Genomic DNA, 17345 nt, shown 5'->3' on the forward strand with positions numbered 1-17345 from the left:
CCTAATGGCTGGCAGCACGATTGAAAAGCCCGGCTCAGATTTCGTCCTTGAAATGCTGCATGACCAGCTTGATCGGATTGGGGGCCGCTTGCCCCAGCCCGCAGATCGACGCATCAGCCATCGCAGTACACAAATCCTTAAGCAGCGGCTGATCCCATTCGTCCGCCTGCATCAGCTTCACCGCCTTCTCACAGCCCACCCGGCATGGCGTACACTGCCCACAGCTCTCATCCTCGAAGAACCGCAGCATATTGAGCGCCGCATCGCGTGCCTTGTCCTGATCGGACAGGATGACTACGGCGGCGGAACCGATGAACGTGCCAAGAGATTGCAGGGTATCAAAATCAAGCGGCACATCATCAATCGACGCAGGCAATAGCCCCGAGGACGGCCCGCCAGGTTGGTAGGCTTTGAATACGTGCCCTTCTGCCATGCCTCCGGCGGCCTCAATGATATCGGTGATGGTCGATCCTGCAGGCAGCAAATAGACCCCAGGCTTTGCCACACGACCGGAAACAGAATAGGACCGCAGCCCTTTGCGTCCGTTCTTTTCGGTCGCGCTCAGCACCTCCGGCCCCTCGCGGCAAACCCGTGTGACCCAGTGCAGCGTTTCGACGTTATGGACCAGCGTCGGCCGATTGAATATGCCGACCTGCGCGACATAAGGGGGCCGGTGACGCGGAATGCCGCGCTTGCCTTCGATGCTTTCGATCATCGCGCTTTCTTCGCCGCAGATATACGCGCCGGCGCCACGCCGCAGGTCGATATAGCCTTCGGCGACAATTCCGCCGGCCTCAAGCGCCTTTATTTCCCGCCGCAAAATCTCCAGCACCGCCGGGTATTCATCCCGCATGTAGATGAAACAGGTCTCGGCCTCGACCGCCCAAGCGGCGATCAGCATCCCTTCGAGAAACAGATGCGGGACCCGCTCCAGATAATACCGATCCTTGAACGTGCCCGGTTCGCCCTCATCCCCGTTCACCGCCAGAAAGCGCGGGCCGTCATTCGCGCGCACAAAACTCCATTTCTTGCCCGACGGGAAACCCGCACCACCAAGGCCGCGCAGACCAGAAGACAGCACCTTGTCCTGCACCGCCTCCCAATCGCCACCCGCGCGCAGGGATTTCAGCGTGTCATAGCCGCCCTTGGCGACGTAAGCGTCAAAGCCCTGATAGTCGGGCAGATGCGCATGCGTATCATCTGCTGCGATCGCCGCCTGCACCTTTGCAACCGTCGCATGGTCGATATGGTTATGACCCAACTCCAATGTCGGCGCCGTGTCGCAACGCCCCATGCAGGGCGCGCGAACGACGCGCACTTCGCCGGGGTCCAGGCCATCCTGTAAAGCGGTCATCAGCTGCTGCGCCCCTGCCAACTCACACGACAGCGAGTCGCAGACCCGGATGGTCAGCGCAGGCGGTGGCACTTCATCCTCCTTCACCACGTCGAAATGGGCATAGAAGGTCGCAACCTCGTACACTTCTGCCTGCGAGATGCGCATTTCCTCGGCCAGCGCGCGAAGATGAGCGGCGGAAAGACATCCATATTCATCCTGAATCAGATGCAAAAACTCGATCAGCAGATCGCGGCGGCGAGGCCTGTCACCCAACAACGCCTTGACGTCATCCCACGTCTGATCCTCGACCTGACGGCCCTTTGGTCGATGCCGCCCCTTGCCCTTGCCGGATTTCCAGACGCCTTCCCGGTTGTCCAATGCCATTGCACGGCCCCCTTTCGCATTTCGGCAACCATATCCCGCGCCTTGCCCTCAAACCACGCAAAAGCGACATCCAAAGCGGCCAATACGCGCGGGCTTTGCGGTTTTCGCTGACGCCCCAGGAAACCCGTGATAACGATGCGAAATTATGGAACCGCAAATGCGCCTTTTCGTCCTTGCCAGCTTTCCCATGGTTGGCCTGCTGCTGGCCGCCGCTTTGGCGGGTGGGGTTTTTGTGGTGATGGCCCTGCTATACATCACGCTGCTTGTGGTCGTACTGGACAAAACCGAAGGACCGGCGCTGCCCGAAACGAAAGGTGCAGCGCGCGACGCTGATGCGGTATCCATCACGCTGGCCGCCGCGCATTTTCTGGTACTGTTCTACACGCTTTGGGCGCTCGGCGGTGACCGGATCGGAACGGTCGAGAAAATCGGCCTGTTCGTGGCAGCGGGCCTGTTCATGGGGCAGGTCAGCAATGCCAATGCGCACGAGCTGATCCACCGCCCCATGCGCGGGCTGCATCGGTTGGGCATGTGGGTCTATATCTCTATGCTGTTCGGGCACCATACCTCGGCGCACGTACTCGTGCATCATCGGCATGTGGCCACCCGGATGGATCCCAACACATCCCGCAAGGGCGAAGGGTTCTATGCCTACTTCCTGCGGGCATGGATCGGATCATTCCGACAGGGATACCGGGCCGAGGCCGCGCGGCTGTCCCGGGTCAACCGGCCCGCCTGGCGTAATCCTTATCTGGTCTACGTCGGCGGTGCGGCGCTGTTTCTGGCGCTGTCGTTCATGTTGGGCGGCCTGAAAACGCTGGTCCTCTATGTGGCGCTGACCGGTTACGCGCAGTCGCAACTGCTCCTTTCGGATTATGTGCAGCATTACGGGCTCACGCGCGCCATGGATCAGGCAGGCAAACCGCACCCCGTGGGCGCGCAGCATAGCTGGAACAGCCCGCATTGGTTTTCCTCGGCCTTGATGCTGAACGCCACCCGCCATTCCGATCATCATGCCCACCCCGCGCGACCCTCAACTGCGCTGACCCTGCCAGAGGACGCCCCCATGCTGCCCAAACCCTTGCCGGTCATGGCCAGCATCGCATTGATCCCGCCGCTTTGGCGGCGGATCATGGACCCAGCTGTCGATAGGTGGCAACATGCGTAGTTTGATCGCCCTCCTTCTCCTTGGCACCCCGACGCTGGCACAAGAGCGTATGGATGCCGACGCTTTTGACGCTCATGTCACCGGACGCACGATCACCTATCGCTCTGTCCTGAACCCCGAATACGGCATCGAACGCTACCTTCCCGGCAAGCGCGTCATGTGGTCCCGCTTTGACGGGGTCTGCCAATACGGAGTCTGGTACGAAAGCAAGGGCAATATCTGCTTTCGCTACGACCACGACCCGGAACCGAAATGCTGGGCCGTTTTCGACGAACCCGGCGGCATGCGCAGCGTTTTTGTGAACCGGCCCGACGGCGTGGAAATCTGGGAAGTGCCGGACCGGGAAGACCCATTGATCTGCAACGATCTGTCGTCGTGAACGCGCCCGATGAGGTTTTGGCAGACTTGCATCTGTCCGACCCCGTATTCGTGACTGAAACGGCGATCGCCCATGTCTGGAAGGTCAGACGCAAAGACGGTTTTGTAGCACTCAAAATCTATAAGCACCGCGACCCAAAAGGTGAGGATGTGGGCGCCCACCTCATGCGCGCCCTGAATGGTTCCGGCATGGCCCGCCTTGACCACTTTGCCGACGGCGTAGCGCTGATCGCGTGGCTTGACGGCCCCACTTTGGGTGATCTGTCGCGCGCCGGACAAGACGACACAGCCAACATGCAGTTGATCGGCGTCGCGGATCAGATCCATCAGGCGCCGACTGACCTTCCCCTGATACCTTTGGTGGATCAATTCGCTGCGTTGATCCGGCTTCAGCCAGAGCCGCACTGGTCGGATGCACTGAAAAGCAATATGTTATACGCCCAAGGCCTTGCAGCACAACTTCTCGAAAGCCAAAATGAAGTCAGGCCCCTACATGGCGATCTTCACCACGACAACATCATACAGACCGCGGATGAGTGCCGCGCCATCGACCCCAAAGGCCTGATCGGCGATCGCGCCTACGACCTGGCGAATGCGTTCAAGAACCCGGTGGGCGCACCAAAGCTCTACCTTGATCCCAGCCGCGCCAGACACATGGCTGATCGATGGGCGGCGCAATGGCGAACCACGCCAAAGCGATTGTTGGGCTGGGCCGTCGCACATTGCGCGCTGTCGATCACATGGGCGAATGCTTTTGATGATCAGACCGAGACAGCCATACTCGCCATGTTGTTGGAACTCTACCACGGCCAATTCTGACCACGTGTAAAGTCAACTAACCACAATCATTCAAAGCACTGGACATGATCATGGCATAATCTGCTGCAAAGGCTGCATCTTCCGGATCAAGCGTGAAAATCTGCGCGCTCACATCTGCCAGCCCCATGCACGTATACTCATCGAACCCGTTGAACAAAGCGGTCCGAATCCGGTCTTGGGTAAGATCCGGGCGCTGCGCCTGATACGCGGTCACGACCAAATCACGCTCGGTCGGTGTGAGCGTCAAACAACTGCTCAGATCGAATGCGGCCTTCGCCCGATCGAAACGCGCGCCTGTTTGATTGGCCGGCTTCTCAAGCGCGATGACCGACGCGACATGTTTTTCAAAGGCCATAATCTGGACAAAGTACTTATTGAACGCATCCGTCTCGACCGGACGAAAGGCCGGATCGATTCCAATCGTCGGTGTATCGGCCCAAAGGTCAGGCTCCAGCGTGGTGATCGCGGCCCATTCATCTGGACAATGATCAGCGGCAATCTCGGGACGACTGATTTGTTCCAGGTCTTGCGCCACAGACATCCCGCCCAGAGACGTTAAAGTAATCGCCAAGCACACACACGTGTTCGTCACACCCTTCCTGAGGCGCGAGGTCAAAGCAAACGCCCCTGCGGATCATTGCTGACCGTCACGCGACCATCGGCAAACTCGATCTCAAGCTCCCCTGCCTTCTCGGCGGAAGCCCTGTCCGTCACGACATCCCCGTCGCCGCGCACGACCGCATAACCGCGTTTGAGCGTTTCGACATAGCCCAACGTCTCGCGCAGTCGATCCAGCGCTTCCAGCCGCGCGACCCGTTCGGCCTGCTGTCGACCCGCGCGGTCCGACAGGCGCTGCAAGACCACCTGCAAACGCTCCGTTTGCCGCGCAAGCCGCGCCTGCAAAATCTCACCACGCAACCCACGGCCCGCCCGGTCAAGCGCCACCGCGCCATCCCGGGTCCTGCGTTTTAACGCAGGCACGAGCCGCGCCGCCAAACCATCCAGCCGCCGCCGATCCTCGGCAATCCGGCGGGTCAGCAGTCCGGGCCGCAATGCCGCCTCGGACATCTGCAACCGCTTTTTTGCCGCCGCCTGCCGCAACGCATTGGGCAAACGGTCAGCCAGATAATCCAGCCGCTGACGCGGGCTTTCCACCAGTGCCTCGGCCTGTGGCAAGGCGCGCGCCAGATCACGCACCCGCTGCTGCCGCTGTTGCAACCCGGTCGTCAGCGCCCGACTCAGCCGCGCGCCCTGCCCGTCGACCCAAGCGAGCAGTTCCATCCGCACCGGCACCGCCAATTCCGCCGCCGCCGTCGGTGTCGGCGCACGCTGGTCGGCCACGAAATCAATCAGCGTCGTGTCCGTCTCGTGCCCCACGGCCGAAATCAACGGTATTTCTGACGCTGCCGCCGCCCGCGCGACGATCTCTTCGTTGAAGCCCCACAAATCCTCAAGCGATCCGCCCCCGCGCGCCACGATCAACAGATCAGGGCGGGGCAGCGCACCGCCCGGCGTCAACCTGTTGAAACCCTCGATCGCCGCAGCCACGTCGGGCGCACATTTCTGCCCTTGCACCGCGACCGGCCAGACCAGCACCTTGCGCGGAAACCGGTCGCGCAGCCGGTGCAGGATGTCCCGAATCACGGCCCCCGAGGGCGATGTCACGACACCGATAATCTCGGGCAGGTAAGGCAGCGGCTTCTTCCGCTCGGGCGCGAACAACCCCTCGGCCTGCAACTGCGCCTTCCGCTTCTCCAGCATCGCCATCAGGGCACCAGCGCCCGCGGGCGCGATATCCTCGATCACCATCTGATACTTGGACTGGCCGGGGAACGTGGTCAGACGGCCCGTGGCCACAACCTCCATCCCCTCTTCCGGGCGATGGGCCAAAGCCTGCGCGCGGCCCTTCCAGATCACCGCCGCCAGAACAGCACGGTCATCCTTCAGATCAAGATACAGATGCCCCGAAGCGGGCCGCGACACGCGCCCGATCTCGCCACGTACCCGCACATGCGAAAACCCACCTTCGATGGCTTTCTTGACCGCCCCCGAAATTTCCGCGACCGAGAATTCAGGGGTGTTATCACCGGCTTCATCCTCGAAAAGGTCGCTCAATCAATCCACCTCGGCACGCATGTTCTGTAAGGGAAGCGATGAGAATTTCCATCGCAGGAATAGCGAACTGCCTATCACGAGGCTGCCGAACGCCGCAAACAAAAATGAGCCGAAGATGATGGCCAGCGCAAAGGCCGCAATCCCGACGATCCACATCAGCGCCGTCGACAAGGTTACGGTATCCACATCAGGGTCAGGCCAGAATTGGACGGCGGGACGACCGAATTCCTGCGTGTAGTATTCCAGCGTCCGCTCATATGCCGGATCTTCATCGATCGGAACATCACTGGGGGTGTGATGGATCGTCCGGCCAATAACGCGCGGGCAAAAGTCCTCGAAATAGGCCTTTTCATCGCTGACATGCAGGCGCCAGACAACATCCACGATCGGTGAGGGCGAAAGCGTTTCACCGGTGCTGCCCATCAGATACATGAAACGGCGATACTCTTCGACGAGGATATAGCAGACATCGATCGAATGCCCCGTCTCCTCGCGCAGACGATCGATCAGCGACCGGGACAGCGGTCTTTCATGAAAGCTATAACCTTCCAACCGGTGCCATAACCTGCGATCGCGCTTTTCGTATTTCATCCGTCACATCCGCCTTGCCGCGGTATCCCGCGTGAACCCAAAATGCTCAGCCGCGAAAGGCGAACGCCTCCGGCCACACAGGACGGGCTGCGTTCTTGTCCCCCATCACGGCTTGGTCTATCCGCAACTGTAACTTGCGTATGCAAGGCGACCTTGGCGATTTGATGGCAAAGACATGAACATTCTTATCCTCGGCAGCGGCGGGCGCGAACACAGCCTCGCTTGGGCGATCAAACAGAACCCGAAATGCGACCGCTTGATCGTCGCACCAGGCAATGCCGGGATCGCCGCGATCGCCGATTGCGCGCAGATCGACATCCTCGACGGCGACGCCGTGGCCGTCTTTGCCGAGGAAAACGCGATCGACTTCATCATCATCGGGCCAGAGGCACCTTTGGCCGTCGGCGTCGCAGACCGGTTGCGCGCGGCGGGATGTCTGGTGTTCGGACCCAGCAGGGCAGCAGCCCAACTCGAGGCCTCCAAATCTTTCACCAAAACCATCTGCGACGCCGCCGGCGCACCGACGGCCGCCTATGCCCATTTCACCGATGCGGACAGCGCCCGCGCCTACATCCGCGACCAGGGCGCGCCCATCGTGGTCAAGGCGGATGGGCTGGCCGCTGGCAAGGGTGTGATCGTCGCCATGACCGAAGATGCGGCGCTGCAGGCCATCGACGACATGTTCGACGGCAGCTTCGGTGACGCGGGCGCCGAGGTCGTGATCGAGGAATTCATGGAAGGGGAAGAGGCGTCTTTCTTTGTCCTTTGCGACGGCAAAACAATCCTGCCGATCGGCACGGCACAGGACCACAAACGCGCTTTTGACGGCGACAAGGGCCCGAATACTGGCGGTATGGGTGCCTACTCTCCTGCTCCTGTCATGACAGACGCGATAACGAAAAAGGCCATCAGCGAAATCATCCGACCCACCATGGATGAGATGACCAGGCGCGGCACACAATTCCAGGGCGTCCTTTTCTGCGGACTGATGATCCAGAACGGGCAACCGCGGCTGGTCGAATACAATGTCCGCTTCGGCGATCCGGAATGCCAATGCCTGATGATGCGGCTGGGCGGGCAGGTCCTTGACCTGATGCAGGCCTGCGCAGAGGGACGATTGGCCGAAACCCAGGTCAACTGGGCCGACGATCACGCGCTGACGGTGGTGATGGCCGCCAATGGCTATCCGGGCGATTACGAAAAAGGATCGGTGATCGCAGGGCTCGACCGGCAGCCACAAGACAGCGCGCACATGGTGTTCCATGCCGGGACAACGACGAAGGATGGCCAAGTCACTGCAACCGGCGGTCGCGTGCTGAACGTGACAGCGCGGGGTGCAACGCTGACTGAAGCGCATGAAAGGGCTTACGCCATGGCGCAGGGCATCGACTGGCCCGGGGGGTTCTATCGCTCTGACATCGGATGGCGGGCCCTTTAGGTAGGACAAACCAAAAGCGCTTTGGCGCGGAACTTCGCCGACACGATATCAGAAATTGCTTTCGAAATCCGTGCTGGCTAAGCTGCAACAAAGTTATTTGATTCAGTTTCTAGTCTGCATTTGCACCACTTATCCATGTCATGGTCCCGCATCACCGAAACACCACTTGGGCTGGCCGCCCGATCGGTATACGAATCCGATCAGTCCCGGCAGTACCACAACTGGGCACACGTGAACCGGCTTTATTGGCATGCGCGCGAGACATTCGATCTGGACTACGACCCGGACCTCGATCTGGCTATCCTCGCCCATGACGTCATCTACGACGCCGCGCCCGACAAAGAGCGCCGCTCGATCGCGTGGCTCCAAGACAACAGCGACACCGACATCGGGGGGGCACGCGCGCATATCCTCAAAACGATCGAACACCGCCCTTCCGAAGATAACCGGATGATCATGCTTGATTTGGCCGATTTCCTCTATCCCGATCGCGCGACGCAGAATCTGGACAAGATCAAAGCGGAATCGCAGGCGCTTTACGGCGTGACCACAGCTCAATTCCTCGTCGCCAACATCGCGGTCATGACCGGCCTCTACGACCGGATCGGCGAAGGCCTGCCCGGCGACGTGCCGAGAGCCGAAAGAACCTGGCTGACGAAAATCCGCACGGGGATTCAGAACAACATCGCCGAGGCGAAAAGACAACTGGCCAGCGCTTGACGCAACGACCGTAACGATCGTAACGATCGTAACGATCGTCGCGCTGAAGCGATCAGATATAAAGCGTCAGTTGCTCGCGCCGCTTTCGTTCAGGCGCAAACTGTCCACATAATCCGCTGCGTCGTCGGTCTCACGGTTTACCGCCGCATCCCCGAAAAGAAAGTTGTCGATGTCCATCGACCCATTCGACCCAACCATCACGGCTGGGATGCGGCCCGAATGCTGAGTCGTAAAGATATCAAGAAAATACCGCGTGATCTCGGCATCGTTCAAATCCGCTTCGCGTGCGGCACCGACGAAATGCCGCACGTGACCCTGAACAACACTGTTGCCACTGTCGGTGTCACCTTCCGTGGACAGTACCGCAAGATCATCGATGATCTTGGACGCGAAATAGTCCAGTTTACGTTTTTCCGCATCCGACGCTTCGATCTGGGTGGATTGCGCTGCCGGTTGCGTTGTCATGACCGGCTGCAGGGCAAGGCATGCTGCCGATACTGCGATTGTTTTTGAAATGGTATACCGCATACTTCTACTCCATCGCTGCACGATTAGCTGCCAGCTGGCGTAACAACGGTAAGCCCAACCGACAACCAGCCCTGCATGCCACCGCGATAATAGCGGATTTTCTCAGGTGGATAGCCGACAGAAAGAAGGTTCTCGATCGCGCGGTGCGACTGCCCGCACCATGGCCCGTTGCAGAACATTGTCAGTTCCAGCGGGTCGTCGAACGTCCACGCGCCGTTAGCCTGCTCGCCACCCAGTAACTGCAGCACCGGCACGAGAAACGGGTTGGAATCCGGATTTTCGAACGTCGTGAAAGACAGACTCATCGCACCCGGGATCGTCCCGCGATCGTACCACTCCCTCAGGCGCGCATCGATGAGGACGCCCGTGCCTTTGGCGACATGCTCTTCCAGAAAGGCCAGAACCTCCAGTTCGCCGACAGTCTCAACGCCCTCGCCCGCCGACATGGGCTGAACGCAAAACGGTGGACATTGGCGGGACGTTTGCGAGAAAAAATCAGGGATCCGTGCTTCGGGGTCCTGGTTGCGCTCAATAAAGACAAACTCAGACCCGGTGTCGAATTCGAGAAATGGCAATTCAGGTGTAATCAAAACATCCTGCGCCTGCACCGGCATCGCGCTGAATACAAACGCAGTCGCAAGCGACAGTTTGCAAATCTGTGCCCACGCGCGCGCGGTCGTACGGCTCAAGGAAAAAAGCGATTATGTGTCAGAAACATCGTGACGACCTATCAGTAACGGTTATGTCCAAGGCAATTCTAAAGCCGAGTATTTGTATTGGCTTTGACCAAACACGCCAAACATGTTCGAAAAAGGGTCACAACTTGTTATTATGAAAATTGTAGGCATTTTTTTCAACGGGGAAGCTGCCCAAGCGAAGGGTAATTAAGACAGCCTTGCGTTATAAATGTGATCATGATCCTCTTCAGTATTTTCGATGCGCGATCGTCGATCATTCCCCTACAATAAGATGTGATCTTTAACGCCGACGTTTGGCAAAACCGACCGCACAGCTTTGATCCTGACACTCCGCCCCACAAAAAAAACCGCGCTCGATCGGCGCGGTTTTCGTACATTTTTAACGATGATCAGGCCGCGCGGCTCACCAGAACAGAGTCGATCTCGGCCGCAGCTGCATTCTCATCATTGCCAGCCACAGCCGCGATTTCGCGGGTCAAACGCTCCAGCGCGGCTTCGTATAACTGACGCTCGGAATAGCTCTGTTCGCGCTGGTCGTCCTGGCGGTGCAGGTCACGGACAACTTCCGCAATCGCGATCAGATCACCCGAGTTGATCTTTTGCTCATACTCCTGCGCCCGGCGCGACCACATGGCTTTTTTGACCTTTGCCTTGCCGCGCAAGGTCTTCATCGCATGGCTGACAACATCGGGCGTTGCCAATGCGCGCATGCCAACTTCTGTCGCCTTGTGCGTGGGCACACGCAGGGTCATCTTGTCCTTCTCGAACGCGATCACAAACAGTTCCAGTTCAAAACCGGCCACTTCCTGTGTCTCGACCGAGACGATTTTGCCAACCCCATGTGCCGGATAGACGACAAACTGCTCTGGGCTGAATTCGCTTTTCTTCTTGCTCATAACATTCCTTCCTTGGTCCCGTCCGCAGACGACAAAAAACCGCCGGGGACCCCTGTCACCGCCGGTCAAACACCTGTTTGTCTGTTGTTATGTCGTTCGCAGCATTATGCATAGTATACCACAAAAACGCCGCTCTCGGAAGCGCGGTGATTGTGTAACGAAATATGGAAAACGTGGCGTTTTTGCGCCGAATCAGCCGCCTTCGCCGGGCGCTTCGGAAAACAGCTCCATCTTGCCCTCTTTACCGTCCATTTCCTCGGCGGTCGGCAACGGGTCTTTCTTGGTGATGATCACTGGCCACATCTCGGAATATTTCCGGTTGAACTCGACCCACTTCTCCATGTCCGGCTCCGTATCGGGCCGGATCGCGTCGGCAGGGCATTCGGGTTCGCATACCCCGCAATCGATACATTCGTCAGGATGGATCACCAGCATGTTCTCACCCTCGTAGAAACAATCCACAGGGCAAACTTCGACGCAGTCGGTATATTTGCAGGCGATACAACTATCGTTGACGATATAGGTCATAAGGGGTTCCGCATAGCTAACGATGGGTAGCTATGACAGACGCATCGGACGTTCAAGGTCCAAAGCCATGTCGCCTTCATCGTGCGACATCATACCTAACGTCGCATTCGCTGATGCCACGCGGCACCAATGATCAAGTATCTTGATCCAGACCAGAAGTCGTCTAACCTGTCATGCATTGAACCAAATCCGATTTAAGGAACATATTATGATTGATGGGGGCGCTATCACCAGCCCGGTGACAGACGGGCCGTGCCATTTGATAAAGCATGTGCCGACGAAAAAACTGATCGATTTGTACCGTGCAGAGCACGGCATCGATGTCAGCCGCTTTTTCAGCGGTCTGGAAAGTATCGATCTGATGCAGTGTGACACGACCGGATACGAATTCTTCCATCCCTTCTCGGTCGAAGGCGATCCCGCCTTTTACACAGACCTTTATTCAAAGGATCAAAGCAAAGATTGGGCCTACAGCGCACGTCGCTGGGAATTTGACTGGGTAACCGAACGGCTGGACAAAACGGACCGCGTCCTTGACGTCGGCTGCGGCAGCGGGGAATTCCTCCTCGGTCTGTCCGGCAAGGTGGCCCGCGTCCGGGGATTGGAAACCAGCGATTTCGGCTGCGCAGAAGCAGCAAAAGCCGGTCTCGACGTCGTGCAAGACACGATCCAGACCCACGCGATCGACAATGCCGGTGCCTACGACGTCGTCACTTGCTTTCAAGTCCTCGAACACATCCAAGATGTCGGTCCATTCGTGGAATCGCTGATCACCGCGACGGCACCCGGCGGCAAGATCATCATCGCCGTACCCAATAACGCCAGCTTCGTCGGTGAGCAGGACGAGCTCACGCTCAACTTCCCCCCGCATCATGTCGGACATTGGCGGCGGGACAGCCTCGCGGCACTCGCCCCGGCCTTGGGGCTGGAATTGATCGCGGCCGACTGCGAACCGCTTCAGGAGGAACTGATCGACTGGTACAAAACCTGGGTCGAGCGCAAATACCTTCCCAAATCCCGCCTTGCCCGCAGCCTCTATTATCGCTTCGGCGGGTCCACCGCGTTGGGCCGATACCTGTCCGACAATCGTCAGACGATCCAGGGCCACACCGTGCTCGCTGTCTTTCAACGCAAGGAAGGGGGCGACAGCTCAACTCCATGAACAATCTGCACATTCCGCGGATATAATCACAGCATCGCCCCCATCAGGCGCTTGATCGGGGTGGCTGTTTCACGGCTGACGGACCGTTCATATTCAGTTTTCGCGCGCGGAAAGAAAATCCTCGAATGGTTTCAAAGCGACTATGTGCCGACATAAAACCCGAAAGGTCACCAGCAAAGGAACCGCCATGATCATTCCCATTATCGACCATAGCCAAGCCCAGAACGCGACAGCGATCAGGATCACAACTGTGTTAAGGCGCAGCTGCCGCCCCACGAACCAAGGCGTAACAAACTGACCTTCGATTGACGTCAGGGCGAAATAGACGACCGCAACGATCGCGGCGTCAAAACCGGTGGGAAGCGACACCAAGGCAACTGCGAAAGACAGCGCGATTCCGACCACAGCGCCCAAAAACGGGACATAGTTCATCCCGAAGGCAAGCAGGCCAAATATTGCCGGGTTCGGCATGCCCAGCGCCGCCATGGCCAGCCCGATCGCCATCCCCAAACCCGCATTGATCAAAGTAATCGAGAACAGGTATCGCGACACTTCATGCTCGACATCATAGGCTATCTGCAGCGCTCTTTTCTTGTCCGACAACGTCGGCATGATACCGACGAGCCGTTCATAAAAAAGACTGCCTGACGCCAAGATGAACAGCATCAAGATCAACACGAAAATGGTTTGGGCCACAATCAATGGTGCGCCCAGCGCAACGGTCGTCAGTGGGCCACCATCATCGATGATAACTTCGACAGGTTGGTTGGTATTGCCGGTTTGTGCGCCGGCGGCTTTTTCAACCTCTTCACTAGCTTCTATCACGGCGTTGGCGATGCCAACGATGCTTTTTAATTTTCGCTCGGCCTCGCGCGCCATTTCTGGCGCATTTTCAATCCAACTTGAAACGGGAATTGCCAGTATCGCCGTTGATGCAATAATGGCGGCGAGCAGAAAAACAGTGATAACCGTCGCAGATATCGGTTCTGGTATGCCGCGCCGCCGCAGCCATCTGCAAAGGGGACTGAACACAAGCGCCAGCAGCATTGCCAGAAAGACGGGAACAACAAAAAGACGCGCCACAGCCAACGCGGTCAACGTTGCAAGAATTGCCAATACGGCAAGAGACCAGGCTATCGCAGTGTCTTGATTACTGGCCAATACACTTTTCCTGAACGGTCACGCTGAGTAATATCTTCAAGGTCTCAATTCCGCTTTGGAATCAAAGCACGAAACTCACTATTGCGGCGACAATGACGACCAATCCGACAAAATAAATGATCCGGTTCATAACGTGCTCTCCTCATATTCATAAGCTACGTTATGATAAAAGGGCCAAACGCTCGGTTTGGTTCCACACAATAAGTGAAGATTACTATCCTGCTGGCGTTTCTTGCAAAAAACGAGGCCGAGCATGTCAGTCCATTTCCATGTCCCGCCGATCTTTTTTGGTCGGGCGCCCACCCTTTTCGTATTTCGGGTTTGCGCCCCGCGCCTCCACCGGGCGATCCTTGGGGGTGGGTGTCAGGTCTTCATATAGCGCCTGTGCCTCGGGCGCGGGTCCGCGCCGTTCGCCGCAGGCGATGATCCGCACCACCTTCGTTTCGCGCGCCTGGATAAAGGTCAGCACATTGCCCGGCCCCACCGCGCGTGACGGCTTGCTGACCGGCTGACTGTCAACCCGTACCTTACCCGCACTGACGACGCCGGCGGCCAGGCTGCGCGATTTGAAAAACCGCGCGTGCCACAGCCATTTGTCCAGACGGATCGTGGACCGGTCCTCTGTCAATCCTTCTTGAACCCGGCCAAGGCCGCGGCAAAGGGATTGTCAGGGTCAATCGCCTTTTCCTTCTTGGGCTTGGCCTGATAGCTTTGTGGCTTGTTGCGGTCGCCGCCGGGCTTGCCTTTGGGTTTACCCTTTCCGCGCGGCTTGTGCTGTCCTTGCGGGCGCTGGTTCTGGCGCGGCGCACGACCACCCCATGTGAAGGTGTAGAAGACTTCCATCTCGGGGCCGGTATCGGGCGCTTCCAACGTCACATTATTCGGCGCCTCATCTGTTGGCGGCGGCACCTCGACAGGTGCTTCACCGGGCGTTTCCGCCGGGCCATCGGGCGGTGTTTCATCGGGCGTTTCGACAGGCACCTCTGATGGTGGGGTATCAGGTGCCGGCTCCTCGCGCCCGACAGCCTCGGTCGCCACCGCCCGCACCTTCTCACGCTCGCCCTTCTCGGCCTTGTAGCCAAGACCCGTCATCAGATCGGCGAACTGATCCAGCGTCATGCCGGTGATCGACAGCATATCCGGGTTCGCCTCGAACCCGCCCCGGCTGTCCTGATCGCGCAGCATGTCTGCAAGACGTTCCAGCATATCGATCCGGATCGCCCGTTCACCCGCAGCGCGATAGCCCGCCATGGCATAATAACCTGGCACCGCATCCTTCGCCGCAGGCACTGTCACCAGACCGGGCGGCGGGCTTTCAGGGAACTCGGACAGACCTTTAGACAGAGACCACAATACCAACCGCAGCCGCGTCGGCGCGGGCTTTAACAAGAGCGGCTGAAAGATCGTGAACTGCCCGAACCGCACACCATGCTTGCGCAGGGACCCGCGCGCGTCCTGATCCAGCGCCTTGACCTCATCGGCCACTTCACCGCGTGGAATGATCCCGAACCCTTCGGCCATGCGATAGGCAAAGCCCTTGGCCCCGCCCTCAAGCGTCTCATCATTCTTCAGCGCCAGCAGGCCCTCGAACCCCGACGCGACCTTGCGATCAATGAAATGCTGCAAACGGCGCTGCACCTTGGCAGTCACATCCGGCCCCGCCTCATCATCGACAAAGGCCACGACACCCGGCTTGTACGGATCGTCACCCGCGACCAGCTTGCCCACCGCCTGATCACCCCACATCAGACCGCCCTGTTCGGTGAAATCGATCTCTGGGTCCGGCGCGTTATAGAATCGATCCGCCAACAGATGGAAATGCGGGACCAATGCAGCGACCGAGGCCTGCCGCAGCGTCTTGGCCTCATCCGGGCTGCCCGCCTTGTCCATGCGGAACCGGAACCCTTCCAGCCGCCCGACGAACTCGCCCTCAACCGTTACTTCACCCTTGTCGTTCACGTCCGCCACAAGGCTCTCCTTCTGTTTGAGCCGGCGAAGCAGGATACTGGTCCGCCGGTCCACAAATCTTTGCGTCAACGCGCCGTGCAGCGCATCCGATAAACGGTCTTCTACCGCGCGGGTTTCGTCGCGCCAATGAGATTCGTCGCGCAGCCAGCCATTGCGTTGGGCCACATAGGTCCATGTGCGGATATAGGCGAGCCGCTTGGACAGCGTATCGATGTCGCCATCGCTGCGGTCAATCCGCTTGACCTGCAGGGCGAACCAGTTGGCATCAACATGCCCACTCTGGTGCAAATCGGTGAAGATGCGGGTCAACAGGTTCGCATGTTCGCCCGCTGATATCCCTCGGAAATCCGGCACACGGCAAACATCCCACAAGAGGCGGACCGACGGCCCGTCCGTCGCCCGCGCGACAACCTCCGCGTCATCCGCCAACGCCTTCAACGCCCGCAGGTCGTCGCTCTCCCGCACGCGGGTCAGCCAAGGGTCATCGGTCCGTGCCTCCAAATTGCTGATCAGCCGCTTGATCGAGCCAAATTGCAGATCGCTGTTGCGCCATTGCAGTTTCTTGACGGGGCGAAAGCGATGATCACAGATCGCCTGCGCCACACCTTCGTCCAGCGGCTCGGCCTCGCCCGTGACGCCGAAAGTGCCGTTGTCTGTATAGCGCCCCGCCCTGCCCGCAATCTGCGCCAATTCCTCGGGCTGCAAATGACGCATCCGGCGGCCATCAAACTTTGTTAACGCAGAAAAGGCCACATGGCTGATATCCAGATTCAGCCCCATCCCTATCGCATCGGTCGCCACCAGATAATCCACATCGCCATTCTGATACATCTCAACCTGCGCATTCCGCGTGCGCGGGGACAGCGCGCCCATCACAACAGCCGCCCCGCCTTTTGTGCGGCGGAGCAGTTCGGCCATGGCATAGACATTCTCGACCGAAAACCCGACGATCGCCGACCTAGCAGGCATCCGGCTGAGTTTCTTCGACCCAGAATAGGTCAGCTGCGACATTCGCTCCCGGCGCATGAATTGTGCTTCCGGCACCAAAGCGGCAATCGCCCCGCGCATCGTCTCGGCGCCTAGAAACAAGGTCTCATGCGTCCCCCGCGCATGCAGCAAACGGTCGGTAAAGACATGCCCCCGCTCGGCATCGGCACAAAGCTGGATCTCGTCCACGGCAAGAAAATCGCAGCCCATCCCCTCGGGCATCGCCTCAACGGTACAGATCCAAAAGGCAGCACGCGGCGGCACGATCCGCTCTTCCCCCGTGACCAAAGCCACGACAGACGGCCCACGCACCGCAACGATCCGATCATAGACTTCGCGGGCCAACAGGCGCAAAGGCAGCCCGATCACACCCGTCCGATAGGACAACATGCGCTCGATCGCGTAATGGGTCTTGCCGGTATTGGTGGGGCCTAAAACAGCCGTCACGCGGGACGCTAACATGTCATT

At 58.9% G+C, this 17345-nt stretch carries 17 protein-coding genes; 6 read left to right on the plus strand and 11 right to left on the minus strand.

Annotated features, from left to right (window positions below; translation table 11 throughout):
- Window positions 1-34 precede the first annotated feature (34 nt).
- Window positions 35-1720, minus strand: a complete 1686-nt coding sequence (locus tag V8J85_RS06375; RefSeq protein WP_339952840.1) for an NAD(P)H-dependent oxidoreductase subunit E — start codon at window positions 1718-1720, stop codon at window positions 35-37.
- 157 nt (window positions 1721-1877) lie between these two features.
- Between V8J85_RS06375 and V8J85_RS06380 the strand changes: the two genes are divergently transcribed.
- The 3 genes from V8J85_RS06380 to V8J85_RS06390 are packed head-to-tail and all read left to right on the plus strand — an operon-like array spanning window position 1878 to window position 4085.
- Entirely contained in the window at window positions 1878-2888 is a 1011-nt protein-coding gene (locus V8J85_RS06380) for an alkane 1-monooxygenase (protein ID WP_339952841.1), read from the plus strand.
- Window positions 2881-3267: a hypothetical protein gene (locus V8J85_RS06385; protein WP_339952842.1), complete on the plus strand. Its 387-nt coding sequence runs from the start codon at window positions 2881-2883 to the stop codon at window positions 3265-3267. The genes V8J85_RS06380 and V8J85_RS06385 overlap by 8 nt, the downstream gene beginning before the upstream one ends.
- A complete protein-coding gene (locus tag V8J85_RS06390) occupies window positions 3264-4085 on the plus strand; it encodes an aminoglycoside phosphotransferase family protein (RefSeq protein ID WP_339952843.1) in 822 nt (273 codons plus the stop codon). The genes V8J85_RS06385 and V8J85_RS06390 overlap by 4 nt, the downstream gene beginning before the upstream one ends.
- A 16-nt stretch (window positions 4086-4101) precedes the next feature.
- Here V8J85_RS06390 and V8J85_RS06395 read toward each other — a convergent pair whose 3' ends face one another.
- The 3 genes from V8J85_RS06395 to V8J85_RS06405 all read right to left on the minus strand — a co-directional run bounded on the left by V8J85_RS06395 (window position 4102) and on the right by V8J85_RS06405 (window position 6791).
- Window positions 4102-4620, minus strand: a complete 519-nt coding sequence (locus tag V8J85_RS06395; RefSeq protein WP_339952844.1) for a hypothetical protein — start codon at window positions 4618-4620, stop codon at window positions 4102-4104.
- 77 nt (window positions 4621-4697) lie between these two features.
- A complete protein-coding gene (gene xseA / locus V8J85_RS06400) occupies window positions 4698-6200 on the minus strand; it encodes an exodeoxyribonuclease VII large subunit (protein WP_339952845.1) in 1503 nt (500 codons plus the stop codon).
- Window positions 6201-6791 (minus strand): glycine-rich domain-containing protein, encoded by a 591-nt coding sequence (locus tag V8J85_RS06405; RefSeq protein ID WP_339952846.1) that lies wholly within the window; start codon window positions 6789-6791, stop codon window positions 6201-6203.
- Between the two features lie 175 nt (window positions 6792-6966).
- Here V8J85_RS06405 and purD point away from each other — a divergent pair, with 175 nt between their 5' ends.
- Entirely contained in the window at window positions 6967-8229 is a 1263-nt protein-coding gene (gene purD, locus V8J85_RS06410) for a phosphoribosylamine--glycine ligase (RefSeq protein ID WP_339952847.1), read from the plus strand.
- A gap of 135 nt (window positions 8230-8364) precedes the next feature.
- Window positions 8365-8949, plus strand: a complete 585-nt coding sequence (locus V8J85_RS06415; RefSeq protein ID WP_339952848.1) for a hypothetical protein — start codon at window positions 8365-8367, stop codon at window positions 8947-8949.
- Between the two features lie 66 nt (window positions 8950-9015).
- Here V8J85_RS06415 and V8J85_RS06420 read toward each other — a convergent pair whose 3' ends face one another.
- The 4 genes from V8J85_RS06420 to fdxA all read right to left on the minus strand — a co-directional run bounded on the left by V8J85_RS06420 (window position 9016) and on the right by fdxA (window position 11599).
- Entirely contained in the window at window positions 9016-9414 is a 399-nt protein-coding gene (locus V8J85_RS06420; RefSeq protein WP_339952849.1) for a hypothetical protein, read from the minus strand.
- Between the two features lie 86 nt (window positions 9415-9500).
- Window positions 9501-10166, minus strand: coding sequence for a rhodanese-like domain-containing protein (locus V8J85_RS06425; RefSeq protein WP_339952850.1), 666 nt, complete (start codon window positions 10164-10166; stop codon window positions 9501-9503).
- Between the two features lie 398 nt (window positions 10167-10564).
- Complete coding sequence (locus V8J85_RS06430; protein WP_339952851.1) at window positions 10565-11071, minus strand: CarD family transcriptional regulator; 507 nt, start codon at window positions 11069-11071, stop codon at window positions 10565-10567.
- Window positions 11072-11263: 192 nt separating this feature from the next.
- On the minus strand, window positions 11264-11599 hold the full coding sequence (fdxA, locus tag V8J85_RS06435) for a ferredoxin FdxA (RefSeq protein WP_339952852.1): 336 nt from the start codon (window positions 11597-11599) through the stop codon (window positions 11264-11266).
- A 208-nt stretch (window positions 11600-11807) separates the two neighbouring features.
- Between fdxA and V8J85_RS06440 the strand changes: the two genes are divergently transcribed.
- A complete protein-coding gene (locus V8J85_RS06440; protein WP_339952853.1) occupies window positions 11808-12761 on the plus strand; it encodes a class I SAM-dependent methyltransferase in 954 nt (317 codons plus the stop codon).
- Between the two features lie 93 nt (window positions 12762-12854).
- Here the strand turns inward: V8J85_RS06440 and V8J85_RS06445 are convergent, their stop codons facing one another.
- From V8J85_RS06445 to V8J85_RS06455, 3 genes are all read right to left on the minus strand, one after another.
- Window positions 12855-13922 carry an AI-2E family transporter gene (locus tag V8J85_RS06445; RefSeq protein WP_339952854.1) on the minus strand — a complete coding sequence of 356 codons (1068 nt, stop codon included), beginning with the start codon at window positions 13920-13922 and terminating at the stop codon, window positions 12855-12857.
- Window positions 13923-14178: 256 nt separating this feature from the next.
- Entirely contained in the window at window positions 14179-14550 is a 372-nt protein-coding gene (locus tag V8J85_RS06450; protein WP_339952855.1) for an RNA-binding S4 domain-containing protein, read from the minus strand.
- Entirely contained in the window at window positions 14547-17339 is a 2793-nt protein-coding gene (locus V8J85_RS06455; protein ID WP_339952856.1) for a helicase-related protein, read from the minus strand. Before V8J85_RS06455 ends, V8J85_RS06450 begins: the two co-directional genes overlap by 4 nt.
- Window positions 17340-17345: the final 6 nt, after the last annotated feature.

The organism is Yoonia sp. 2307UL14-13 (assembly GCF_037572755.1).
Lineage (GTDB): Bacteria > Pseudomonadota > Alphaproteobacteria > Rhodobacterales > Rhodobacteraceae > Yoonia.